Below are 12,252 nucleotides of genomic sequence, written 5' to 3'. Positions count from 1 at the left end.
CCTGCTCCCCTGCACAAGCGCAGGCTTTGAGGGGTGTGGTGAGAAATCCGGGTTTAACTATGCAACTTTGTTTTCCTTCTTGTTCTTCAGGAGAATGATCTGATGAAATTAATCAAAAAGCTTGGTATTGCTACCGCTAGTACTGTGATAGGTATCACTAGTATCTGTATAAGTTCTGCGGCACAAGCTGTACAGATATTTGATTTTCAGTACTCTTTTCCCAGTTATGAAGCAAATGGTACAGGAATTTCTGCTAACGGTATCTTTATCACCACCGATTTAGATCCCATAAAAAATAATTACACAATTACAGAAATAACTGGGACAAGAACAGTCCAAGGAATTACGGAGACAATCATCGGGCTGCTCTCACCAAGTACATACGGAATCAATGATAATTTATTAAATGCAAGTACGTCGCTGTTAACCCAGAACGGTTTTTCTTACCTAGTTTCTGGAAGTGGGGAAGACGGAAATGGAAACGTCAACGTATTCTACAGTAGTTTCAATAAAGGTTATTCAGAACTTTCAAGCGATGTAGGTTATGGCAGCTTTAGTGTCATACCACGTCCTGTTCCCGAACCCTATACACTAGGTGGCTTATTGGTTGCTCTTGGTTTTGGCTGCTGGAAAAAGCGAAAGCAAGAAGTAGCTTACCAGAAGAAGCCCCATAGAGACCTTTATCTGTAAAGCTCATGGCGCATCTCCGATCTAGATTGCGTTCAAACATGAATGTTATTCTACTTTTACTTAAAGTAATACCAAGTCGTGTTCTTGACGTATGCTTAGACGACTTGGTATTAGCATAAAATATCAACTGTAGCTCAAATTAAAAACTTCCAGGATTGTCATCAAGTGCTAGTAAGAAATTAATCAGGTCTGTTTGCTGCTTGGAATTAAACCCAGCCTGTCTATCTACGTAGAAATAATGCCCTGTGCCATCAAGGTTACTACGCACTAAAGCAGGGTTAGCTTTGTTGGCTTTTACAACTTTTGCCCGGAGATCACGATCAACCAAGGCACGCAAGCTGTTAGCTGGATCGGCAGGTATACCAAGGCTTAGAGTGCCAGAAAGCCCTAAGCCAGTCTTGTTAACAACCGTAATCCCATTTCCATTTGAGTCAACTTTCAGGCTTCCTGCCCGTATTGCTACACCACCATCATGTAAATATGGTGCGCTTAAATAAAGACCACGTAAGGAAGTAGTTTTGTAACCACCTTTTGGCAAAATACCTTTGGGTAGAGTCGTGGGACTATCGGAGATACCCTGCGTTGGTAAATCTAGGATTTCAGCCTTAGCAGGTATGGGAACGGGAGTGTTGAAAGTGTATAGCTTGGGTGGTACTAACAAATTACTCAGCCCTAAGCGAGACTGGGCACGAGCGGGGTTAGTACGTATTTTATCAATTGGATGAATTTTGTTGTCAGTGAAGAATGGTGGAATATGGCAAGTTGCACAATTTGCTTTCTCAAATACTTTTGCGCCACGTTTAACAGAATTGCTGTTCAAGGCTTGCCAGTTTTCCGAAGTCTGATTGGCAGGTGGTACTAAGCTATTTTGAAAAGCAGACATGGCGTTGTCAGCAAATAAGAAAGTGCCGCTAGCAATATCACCTACCTTGCCAGTATTTGGGCTAAAAACCAAACCGTTGTAAGTAAACAAACTGGGACGCAGGTTTGGGTAAGTTCCTGTACCAGGAGCAGGGATTTGATCTTCTAATTCTGCTTGTGTAGAATTCGGTGCGATTTTCCGCAGCCATTCAGAGGGTTTTACGATCACTCCTTCCGGTAAACGTAGGCTGGGAATGGCAGCATTTTGCAGAAAAGTACCAATATAAACTTCTGGGTCAACACCAAGGGTTTCTGAACTAAGTTGAGCAGCTGCCGATAGATTGTTTTCTGAAGAATGAACACCGTTGCTGACAGCGCTGAGTCCCGCAAACGGCCCCACAGCAAACTGTCCATCAAAGAAATAAGGATGGTTCTTAAATGTGAACATACTGGGAATTTGAGTCGTGTTGTTGATACTATCTGATGAACTCTCAAAATTACCAAAAGGCACATCTAATACTGCATCGTCGAAAGCTTTTTCAAACTTTTCAGGATCAGGTAATTCTACTTTATTACCTTTACTATCCAGAATAATTTTTCCATTGCCTTTGTATTGTGGATCTAGTGGATTAAACTTTAACCGCGAAAACCCTGCGGCTGAATTTGGTGCTAAAGCAACCAGCAAGGGCGTGGCAATTTCGCCATTAGGTACTCCCAAAAGACGTTCACCCTTATTTGAAAGGGAAACATGGCACGCAGCACAGCTAACATCAATCTTAGTTGTGATTCCCAGCCCAATGGGAAAAGTTCCTCCCTTTTCCATTTTTAAGCCTGTATTAATGACAGTTCCTTTGGGAAAAGTTCGACTCCCTAATGCTATATTTTTCTCAAGAATAATTTGTAAGTTCGTTGTCGGCTGGCCTTGCAATTTAACTATTGCTGTCTGTAATTCTGGCAAAATTTTAGCAATGCCAAGTCCAAAACCAAATACTCCTTGCAAACCAAGTGTGTCACCAATCTTGCGGTTGAAGAATATATCTTCACCTTGGGCGATTAATTCCTTAGTAATTTTAACTGCCCCTACCCGTTGATAAGAAATGGGGTTATTAGGATTGAGTCCCTTATTTGCAACTAGTTGTGATGCTTCTTGAGGACTCAGCAGTTTGCCGAAATAGTCGTAATAGCCTAGCGGTTGAGTAGGAGCAGGTTGCAAAAGGTTAATCTTAGCGAAAGCCGTCTGGCTTGTCATCAACCAATTTGATAACAAGATGCCAAAAACACTAATGATAAAAACGCAGATTAATAAGAAAAGCTTGCTTTTTGAAGCATAAAATACCCTAGATACATTAGTCTTAGGGTTGTTTTTTTTGTTCATAGTGAGGTACTCACTAAAAGCTATAACGTAGATATATCACAGTTCTACGTAAATATATGTAATAATTATGTTTAAGTTTATTATCAATTTGATGGCTGGATTAGTTGTTTATATTTTATATATCGACATAAAGCCATGATTCGACATTGAACCGAAAGGCTTGCCTTCCCTACCTCCAGCCATTTTTTTTATTTGTTGAACTCAGGCTAAATTAATGAATTCTCTCTCTAAGTAATTGTTCTTCCAAGGCAGCAATGCGATTGTATGCTGCTGTTAATTGCGCTGTCAGTCGTTGTATTTGAATTTCTGGTGTTATGTTTTCTCCACCTTGACGATGCATGTCTAGATAAATGCCATCTATCAAGACATCTTTGTGTTCCATTTCTGGATTTGAATTGTTACGTCCCTTGAACTGGTAGCCTCCAGCCGCGCCATTTTCCTGAGAATTATGCTTTGCTTGTGTATTCGCTAAAGAACACTCTGAGAAAGCTTGAGCTACTTTACCATCAAGCTGCTCAATCACTTGGCAGAGCGCATCCAGTTTTTCGCTTAAAGTCAGGATTTGCTTCTGTAATGGCTCCATTTAATACCCTCATCCGTACATTTTCTTTATGTTATTCAATTTACTCTCAATGTTAACTATACTTAGGGATTATTTAAGTATTGATAATTTTTGGTGCAAATTTGACATTTAAATCATTACTTCTAAATATAAGTAAAGTTTGACTATAAGTACTAATGAGTAAATTTATGGAGAAAAATTAATCTTTAGGTAGTTATTCGCCGAAAAACTCGCCAATTTGAGTCAAATGTTCAAAATTATCAGTATTGGCAAGAAAAATATCGATATTTTTCTAACTCTAATTTTTTATCTAGTCAGCCTCTGGTAAATCTTTGCTTAATATTAGGTATAATCAAAAATCTCAAATCCAAAATCAATGGATCGACGGTCTTTTTTGCTAGGTACAAGTACATTGGCACTTTCACAACTGCTTTTTGGCTGTGGTGGAAACAACCAGACGCAACTAAAAGTAAAGTTATTAAAAGGTTCTATACCTGGTCAGGTGGTTAATCAGTTCCACAAAGGTTTGCAGCAACAGGTGCAGTTAAAGTTTGCTCCAGTTGAGCAGATACAAGATTTATTTCAGCAATTACAAAGTTGGCAGCAGAAACCCAAAGCTACTGATGAGCAGGGATGGAGTCGCTTTATACCCTTTAGGCAAGGTCAAAAAACAGCTGATGCAGAGCTAGTGACATTGGGAGATTACTGGCTAAAAGCAGCTATTGAGCAAAAACTGATTCAACCACTCCAAGAGGTACAGGGAAACCAATTAAAGCAGTGGTCTGTTTTAGATGAAAGGTGGAAACAATTGGTAACGCGTAATGACCAAGGTAACTTGGATACTCAAGGGAAGGTGTGGGGTGCGCCTTATCGCTGGGGTAGTACAGTGATTGTTTATAACCGTGACAAGTTGCGAAGATTGGGATGGACACCTAAGGATTGGAGTGATTTGTGGCGAGATGGATTGCAGCAGCGCATTTCCTTACTTAATCAACCACGAGAAGTTATTGGTCTGGTCTTAAAAAAACTAGGAAAATCTTACAATACAGAGAATCTTGACCAAGTACTAGATTTGGAAAAGGAATTACAGACATTAAACCAACAGGTGAAGTTATACAGTTCCAATAACTATCTGGAACCTCTAATTATCGGAGACACTTGGCTGGCGGTTGGTTGGTCAAGCGATGTACTGCCAGTTTTGGGGCGTTATCCGCAACTTGGTGCAGTTATCCCCGAGTCAGGAACAGCAATCTGGGCAGACTTGTGGGTACGTCCCGTAGGTATTACTAAGAGTAGTTTATCAGATCAATGGATTGATTTTTGTTGGCAACCAAGCACAGCTAAACAAATTTCGGTGTTGACCAAAAGTAATTCGCCAATTTCTGCAAATATTGTCGCTTCTGATATCCAAGAAGCGTTACGGAACGTGTTGCAGAGCGATCGCAAAGTTTTTGAGAAAAGCGAATTTTTGCTTCCCTTACCCCCATCAGCAATCAAACAATACGAGTCTTTATTCGCCAAAATTAAGGTTTAATTGGGCATTGGGCATTGGGCATTGGGTATTGGGCATTGGGTATGGTTGGTTATTCCCCTTGTCCCCTTGTCTCTCCATTCCCCATTCCCCATCTCCCCACTCCCCACTCCCTTTTCTACAAAGAACGTTGTAACCCTATCTTGTTCTTAACATTCGTTTGGATACTGCATAAAGCTGGACTTGTACTGAAGTTGCAAGTGTAGGTTGCCAAGGGTTCTTTTTGATAATTAAATACCCGGACATTGTAACCAAAGTTCCGTGCAGCGCTACCCAAGCGATTTACGAAGTCGTAGCGCTCTACGTACTCTAGTAAGCTCCAAAGTTGCTGATTTACGATCAAGTCTACTCGTGCAGGTTCTTTGTTAGAAGCTGGATATGCTATCCAATTATCCAATAGCTTTCTCTCAGAGTTTTGTTGTGCCCACCATAAACTGGGAACGGTTAATCCTGCTGGGTTTATGGTGTTAGCTGTGATCACATAGTTTTTTGGCTTGATCAATAAGTCTAGTTCCAAAGGCGCACTAGAAGGCGGCGGTATTGGGGGAGTTTGCGCTAACGAGGACGGGGCTAGTAAAGTGGTGAGGCTAATGGTTAGTAATAATGAAAATGATCTCTGGCGTTGGCGCAGCCCGCCGCAGGCATCGCACAATTCAGGTATATGCATAGCTGATACTAATTCGTAATTCGTAATTCGTAATTAAGGCAATAGTAAAAATTCGCATATTTTAAAGTTTAATAGCAACGATGCGAATTCTTCGATAGTCTGCTATCCAAGTTCCTTGTTGATACAGTGTTGGCTTGAGATATTCCTCCACGACGCGAATTACTTGTATTTGTTGCTCACCAGAAAGTCCTGCTAAAAAAGCACTGGCGAACATCTGAATCCAGTTTGCCATACCTGCTTCTCCATCTGCTAAAGGAGTTGGACGAGCAAAAAGCATGGCATAAATGACATCAAAGCCTTGCTGTTCTAATAGGGTAGCGTACTCGCCAATACTAGGGAAATACCAGGGATTTAGGGCTTGTGTGGGGATATTAATTGCTTTTAAGGCGCTTTCTAAAGCTGTGGCGATCGCTTGCACATTTCCCTTACCCCCAAATTCTGCCACAAAACGGCCTCCGGGTTTTAAGGATTGATGGATGGAAGCGATCGCACTATCTGCTTCTTTCACCCAATGCAATACAGCGTTGGAAAACACAGCATCCAATGGCTTATCTACTTGAAAGTTCCTAGCATCAGCAACATCAAAGCGGATATGGGGATAGTTTTCTCTTGCCTTCTCAATCATCTCAGATGCAAAATCAACTCCCATTACTTCAGCACCAGCTTGGGCAATTTTTTCTGTGAGTTGTCCAGTACCACAGCCAATATCTAAAATGGATTCTCCTGGCTGAGGGTTGAGTAATTTTAGTAAGTCTTCGCCATATTGCCAGACAAAGGCGTGTTTATCTTGGTAAAGGGAAGTATCCCAATTATTGCTTGTTGAAATATTATTCATAAGATTTTATGGTGTGTAGAGATGTTGTATTGCAACATCTCTACATTAAATTACAGCGATCGCTGGTTTACTTTCTACCAGTCAAGTTATCCAAGAAATCCATTTTCACTGCAAAGTTGATAATATCTTGCCCTGTGATAGAGTTTTTAGCCTCACCATTATTCAAGGCCACAATATACGGCAGACCATCAATTACATCGATAATTGGGCCTCCAGAAGAACCGCTTGCGGTGGCACAATCATGATAAAAAAGGTTTGACTCCTCACCAACAATGCTACAACCATTTTCATAACCAGCTGTCCAGCCTTTGCCGGCAGTCAAGGATTCATAGCCTTCTTTGCTGGGGTCTGGGTAATCACTAGAGTAACCAACAAAGAACAGTTTTCCTTGCTTCTGCTTAATTAAAGTGGAAGCAGGCACAGATTGCCATCCTAAATAACCATATTTACGACCCAATGGCTGATTAATTCTGATCAATGCCCAATCATTGCTTTGATTTTGGACGTTATCAAAACCGCCATTCTTGAAGTCTGTACCATAAAGTACGTTTTTCGCAATATTTTGTACTGTAGCAATATCTTTAGAACTTTGGGACTTGCCATTAATAGCATTGGGTATAAACCGAAGTTCTTTACTGAGTTGATGAGTCTCAGGGTCAATTACACAGTGAGCGTTTGTCAAAACTATATCACTAGCAACCAGTGTGCCTGTACAATAATAGCTTTTGGCATCGGCTGCTGTGCCTTGCACTCGTCCGATAGTTGACCAAGGATAATTTCTACTCAACATGGGGATACGGTTATCTATACCTGTGGGGATACCGCGATCGCCATCATAAGGTTTTTCCGACTGTTCGAGATCGGCCGGTTTGAAGGGTTTACCATCCCCTACCAAATTCAGCTGTTCTGTATTTGGCAATATCGGTGATTCTGTTTGTGCTTGGACTGATATCCAACCACCTAAAGCGGTAAAACCCACAATTCCGGCGATAAAGAAAGCAAGCAGTTGTTTGTAAATAGACGGTTTACGCATTGATTTTACTCCTGAGTTAAAAGTGAAAAGTTGAGATTAGGGATTTCCAAGAAATAGCTAGTACTTGTGGGGTGGGCGAGACGCCATTGGTGTCAACTTAATGTGAAACCCTTGTCAAAACGTGATATTCAGTTCTCTGGCTTCTCATCACGATCCGCGTTACCCCACCCTAACCCTCCCCGATGCATTGAAGACAATACGCTTGGGTTAAGCCTAAAACTCTTTATCAAAGTCAAATTTTTAACGTAGACGCCCACCCTACAAGAAATAATCGGATCTTTTTTATTTGGAAGTCCCCTAAACCTCTCTCCTGGGAGGAGATAGGCTTTAAATTGCGTTTTCTTTCAGTTCTCTCTCCTTTTAGGCTACGGTGTACACACAAGGACTTTAGTTCACAACACAAAAACTTTGGTTCACAACACAAAAACTTTGGTTCACAACACAAGGACTTTGGTTCACAACATAAGGACTTTGGTTCACAACACAAGGACTTTAGTTCACAACACAAGGACTTTAGTTCACAACATAAGGACTTTAGTTCACAACACAAGTCTTTTTTGAGCCTTTGAGGGAATGAAACAGCTTTGCTTTTCAAGAGGGGTTGGGGGGATTAAGTATTCACCGCCACTCACCTTGGAGGGTGAAAGCCGCCCAATAACGGGGATGTTTCCAAGCTGGATTTTGCAAATTTTTCCCTTGCCACATTTGGCGTTGAGCGACATTAAGGGCGGCGGCGGGAGATTTCTTTTGTTCCAATATTTGTTTGTAGAATGCAATCATTAACTCCTTGGTAGATTGATCGTTCACGTTCCACAGAGACACGGTGACTCTAGCTGCACCTGCATACATAAAACCTCTTGTCAAGCCCACTAGCCCTTCACCTTGGACATCATCGCCTAGTCCACTTTCACAGGCACTTAGCACTATCAACTCTGCTGGTAAGTCGAGGTTGAAAATATCGTTGAGTCGCAGGAAGCCTCTGGTTTGGGGTTTACCTTGTTTATCTACGAGAGACAGCACGATACCTGATAAGGCTGGGTTCACAGGGTCGAAAATGCCGTGAGTGGCGAACAGCAGCAGGCGATATTGGCTCAACTCTTTATTAGTTGCAAAGTTGTAGTTAGCATCAAAGTCAAAGGCAGAAAGCTTTTCACCAGGAGAATTCACCAAGCTAAGAATCGCCTCTCCTTCGTCTTTTGTACCTGGGAGTGGGTCTAATTTGTCTTTATTGATGTTTCTCAAAGACGTTTCTAAAGCTGAACGGTCAAGGTTGTTTTCTACAGTTGAAGGTTTATCATTCTTCAACCGTGCATCATCAACAGTAAACACAGGGTTAGCGAGAACAGCTAAGGTTTTGGGTGCGATTTTGCGTCCTTTGAGTTTCTTTCTGTGAGTTGCCAGACTAGATATTGAAGGGAGGTTGACAATTTCATGATTCACAACTAGGGGTTGATATTCTGCACTGGCTGGCGATTTTCTCAGTTCGTTTAAAGCTGCGAATGGTACTTGATGCAAAATCCCATCAGCAACGATGACTAAACGTTTATTTCCTAACTTCCCAGCTACTGGTGCGAGGATAATTTGACTGAGTGCGTCTGCTGCTTCCCCTGTATTTGCAACAGCTTCGGCGTTGTCTGCTGCGGTTGCTCCCTGATTTAGTGGCTGCTTTACAAAACTGTTAAATTTATTTGCTGCTTTCGCTATCTTTTCTTGTCCTGGGAGTTCGTAGCTTTCCAAAGAGTTAGGAGTGACTATCCACAGATAACTGCGTTCTTCACCCAAGGAATATTGCAACATTACGGTATCTTGATCTAGTTGTTGTTGAATTCCTGACAATTCCAGTACGTCTTTTGGGTCAATTAATTCTGCACGTTCTGGGTTAGTCGCCCTGATTTTCTCAGAAATTGATTGCGATTCTTGGATAATATTTGTAATTTCTTGTTTGGTTTTTGCGATCAGTTCGGTGGGTGGTTCCTTTTGACTGAATAAGTCTGATAAAAACTTATCTTTGGCATTCAATTTAAGATTTAAACGGCGTTCTTCTGCTAAGAGTTGCGGCTCAACGTCTTTACCGAGATTGACATTACCTTCTTTTAACAGTTCGACTAATACCCTGGCGCGAGAACGTTCGCTAATGTGCAATGCTAATGCGTCGTATCCTTTTGATGGGTCTTTTTTGTGCAACTGCATCAGCAAGTCAGTGTAGAACTTGTAATAATCTTGCACTGTGGCGAAGTAGGAAGAACGTAAATCATCCCTGTTGACTTTGCTGCGTGTATTCTCAGTGATGTTTATGACAGTTTCTATGTGCGTCTTGGCTTGGTTGAGATTTCCTCTGTCGCGCTCAATAATGGCTATTTTATAAAGTGAATGAGTTTGGTCATATATTTCACCAGTTTTCTGCCTAAGCTTCAGTTCTTGGTTGTAAGCCTCTATCGCCTGCTGCGGCTGCTTCATAGAGGTGTAAATCTTACCTCGGATTCGGTAGGCGTTAGCTTGTGATGATACATCTCCTAGCTGCTGGGATACCAATAAATGTTGTTTGTTTGTATGAAGGGCATTTTGATAATCTCCTGCACCTTCATAGGCGGTGCTTAAAAAAGCAAGGGCAGTCCTTTCACCTTCTTTGATATTCTTTTTCCGAGACAGTTCTAAAGCTTGTTTGGCATTAGCAATAGCTTTAGGATATTCCTTTAATAACTCATAAGCCTTGGCAGTAGAAGAAAGAATATAATTTTTCATCAAGTATCTTTCTCCGACATACTTTAACGCATCCTCAAAATATTTCAATGCTTGATGGCAATCTTCTGCTGTTTTTTGATGAATGCAGAGTAGTCCATAAACAGTGCCTATTTGATAAAAACCAGTTCCTATTAAACTCGGATTGCTTTGCTGATATATCTTCAAAACTTCCTTAAACTTATCAATGCTTAAGTCATAGGCTCCTAAATTTTGGTACACCCTAGCTATCTCATAGAGAGTACTTGATTCTAGAATAGGATTTTGCTGTCTTTTAGAAATTTCTAGTGCTTGGTTAAAGAGTATATCTAGGGCTTGTTGAAATTCTGTTGATTGTGTATGAATAGAGGCAATACTTACAAGTGTTTCAGCTTCTCCTTGATAATCATGAATGTCGCGTTGAAGCTTTAGGGCTTGATTGAGATTCTCAAGAGCTTTTTGTGTCTCCCCTAATAGATAGTACGCATCACCAATACTGGAAATAAATTTTGCTTCCTGCTGGAAATTACCTAGCTGATGAGCGATAGCTCTTGCTTTATTTAAGTAGACAATCTGCTGCTGTATATCACCCAGAGTAAAGTAGCCAGTGGCAATGAAACCGAGAACCCTCATTTGGCTATTAAAAAAGTTTATACGACCAAATGGATTTTTTGTGTCCTGCTCTATTTGTCTTGCGTTTGTCTTTTGTAACTCTAATGCCTGCTGAAAATATTTCTCGGCTGAAGAGCGATCGCCCCTGGAACTGTAGACTGAACCTATATATGTAAATGTCTCTGCTTGTCCAACTAAATCTTTCGTTTGGCTGTAGATTTTCAGTGCTTGCTGATAGTAATCAAGAGCTTTATTTGTTTCACCTAAAACTTGGTAGTTTAGAGCAATAATCCAAAGCGTCTTTGCTTGCCCTGGTAAATCATCATTTGCCTTTTGAATTACCAAAGCTCTTTCTAAAAACTCACGCTCTTTTTTCGGTTCGCCAAATACTTTATAAACTATAGCAATGGCAAACAGTACACTAGCCTCTTCCTTGGGTTGTTTGTCAGCATTATATAGTAACCGTGCTTGGTTATAAGCATCAATCGCTTTTTGCTTTTCCCCTAATTGTTGATAAACACTACCAAGTGATGTTAATAATAAAGGTTTCCATTCACGAGCCTCTGATTGCTGTGATTCCTGCACAATAGCTAATGCTTGCTCCAAATATCCCACAGCTTTTGTGTTTTCTGTTAGGGTGATGTAGCTATTACCAATCAAAGAAAGTGTAACAGCCTCCCAAAAAGGTGCTTCTTGAGGTTTTGCTGCACGCACTTCTGGTAATCTCCAGATTTTCAACGCTTCTTCAAATTTAGTAATTGCCTGTCGTACTGCTGCTGCTGATGGTTGCTTGTCTAGTTGATCTCCTTCTTTTAACAGTTGGTGTGCTTTATCCCAAAGCGGCTTAATTTTAGCCTCGGCTTGACTTGGCGCAGGGTTTGTATTTTGTGGTTTTGCATCTGGCGACTGCGCTATTTTGACGTTAGCAGAGACTTTTTTCGCTATTTTTTCTGAAAACGAATCTGTATACCCTTGTTCTACCGCAACATCAATTGACTTTTGCGAGTCAGCTTGCATCTGTTGTCTTATCTGCAACCATCTACTTATCGATGTTGCACCTACCGCATCAGACAGAAAAAGCACACTCAGTAATACAGTTAAACTATAACGAGAAACCTGAGAAAATGAGCAGCAAAAATTACACTCAAATTTAGCGTTCTTCTTCATGCTGAAGCCTCAATAACCTTTCAGTTACTTGGGTTTAGATATTTATGGTTGAATTCTTTAAGGAATCTTTCTGTGATTCCAATGTTGAGTTTATAACGTTCATCAATCTGAACTAACATTGTTACCAAAATAGATACAAAATTTTGTCAAATCTTCGGATTCCTGGTTTTGGCGTTATCTAGCGAGGTTTTATGTACACAG

General features: G+C 40.8%; 8 protein-coding genes. 2 read left to right on the top strand and 6 right to left on the bottom strand.

Translation table 11 applies throughout. From position 1 onward, the window contains the following. Positions 1-102 precede the first annotated feature (102 nt). Positions 103-690: a PEP-CTERM sorting domain-containing protein gene (locus VB740_RS25860; RefSeq protein ID WP_323202724.1), complete on the top strand. Its 588-nt coding sequence runs from the start codon at positions 103-105 to the stop codon at positions 688-690. Positions 691-829: 139 nt separating this feature from the next. Here the strand turns inward: VB740_RS25860 and VB740_RS25855 are convergent, their stop codons facing one another. Continuing rightward, entirely contained in the window at positions 830-2,800 is a 1,971-nt protein-coding gene (locus VB740_RS25855; RefSeq protein ID WP_323202723.1) for a hypothetical protein, read from the bottom strand. A 337-nt stretch (positions 2,801-3,137) separates the two neighbouring features. Beyond that, the gene (locus tag VB740_RS25850) at positions 3,138-3,509 is read right to left on the bottom strand and encodes a hypothetical protein (protein ID WP_323202722.1); all 372 of its coding nucleotides are present in this window, start codon (positions 3,507-3,509) and stop codon (positions 3,138-3,140) included. 355 nt (positions 3,510-3,864) lie between these two features. On the opposite strand from VB740_RS25850, the gene VB740_RS25845 reads away from it, so the two are divergent. Beyond that, a complete protein-coding gene (locus tag VB740_RS25845) occupies positions 3,865-5,022 on the top strand; it encodes an extracellular solute-binding protein (protein ID WP_323202721.1) in 1,158 nt (385 codons plus the stop codon). Between the two features lie 115 nt (positions 5,023-5,137). On the opposite strand, the gene VB740_RS25840 is transcribed toward VB740_RS25845, so the two are convergent. The 4 genes from VB740_RS25840 to VB740_RS25825 form a co-directional block, all read right to left on the bottom strand. Next, positions 5,138-5,686, bottom strand: a complete 549-nt coding sequence (locus VB740_RS25840) for a hypothetical protein (protein WP_323202720.1) — start codon at positions 5,684-5,686, stop codon at positions 5,138-5,140. A gap of 61 nt (positions 5,687-5,747) precedes the next feature. Next, on the bottom strand, positions 5,748-6,521 hold the full coding sequence (locus tag VB740_RS25835; RefSeq protein WP_323202719.1) for a methyltransferase domain-containing protein: 774 nt from the start codon (positions 6,519-6,521) through the stop codon (positions 5,748-5,750). A 67-nt stretch (positions 6,522-6,588) separates the two neighbouring features. Beyond that, complete coding sequence (locus VB740_RS25830) at positions 6,589-7,554, bottom strand: serine protease (protein WP_323202718.1); 966 nt, start codon at positions 7,552-7,554, stop codon at positions 6,589-6,591. A gap of 618 nt (positions 7,555-8,172) precedes the next feature. Beyond that, positions 8,173-12,051 carry a CHAT domain-containing protein gene (locus VB740_RS25825; RefSeq protein ID WP_323202717.1) on the bottom strand — a complete coding sequence of 1,293 codons (3,879 nt, stop codon included), beginning with the start codon at positions 12,049-12,051 and terminating at the stop codon, positions 8,173-8,175. Positions 12,052-12,252 lie beyond the last annotated feature (201 nt).

Source organism: Nostoc sp. UHCC 0251, from assembly GCF_034932245.1.
Lineage (GTDB): Bacteria > Cyanobacteriota > Cyanobacteriia > Cyanobacteriales > Nostocaceae > Nostoc.
This window is presented reverse-complemented; position numbering and strand designations above follow the sequence as displayed.

What these genes read in the sequence shown, in the direction of transcription:
- VB740_RS25860 (WP_323202724.1), top strand. Translation starts at nt 103, where the DNA reads ATGAAATTAATCAAAAAGCTTGGTATTGCTACCGCTAGTACTGTGATA.
- VB740_RS25855 (WP_323202723.1), bottom strand. Translation starts at nt 2,800, where the DNA reads ATGACAAGCCAGACGGCTTTCGCTAAGATTAACCTTTTGCAACCTGCT.
- VB740_RS25850 (WP_323202722.1), bottom strand. Translation starts at nt 3,509, where the DNA reads ATGGAGCCATTACAGAAGCAAATCCTGACTTTAAGCGAAAAACTGGAT.
- VB740_RS25845 (WP_323202721.1), top strand. Translation starts at nt 3,865, where the DNA reads ATGGATCGACGGTCTTTTTTGCTAGGTACAAGTACATTGGCACTTTCA.
- VB740_RS25840 (WP_323202720.1), bottom strand. Translation starts at nt 5,686, where the DNA reads ATGCATATACCTGAATTGTGCGATGCCTGCGGCGGGCTGCGCCAACGC.
- VB740_RS25835 (WP_323202719.1), bottom strand. Translation starts at nt 6,521, where the DNA reads ATGAATAATATTTCAACAAGCAATAATTGGGATACTTCCCTTTACCAA.
- VB740_RS25830 (WP_323202718.1), bottom strand. Translation starts at nt 7,554, where the DNA reads ATGCGTAAACCGTCTATTTACAAACAACTGCTTGCTTTCTTTATCGCC.
- VB740_RS25825 (WP_323202717.1), bottom strand. Translation starts at nt 12,051, where the DNA reads ATGAAGAAGAACGCTAAATTTGAGTGTAATTTTTGCTGCTCATTTTCT.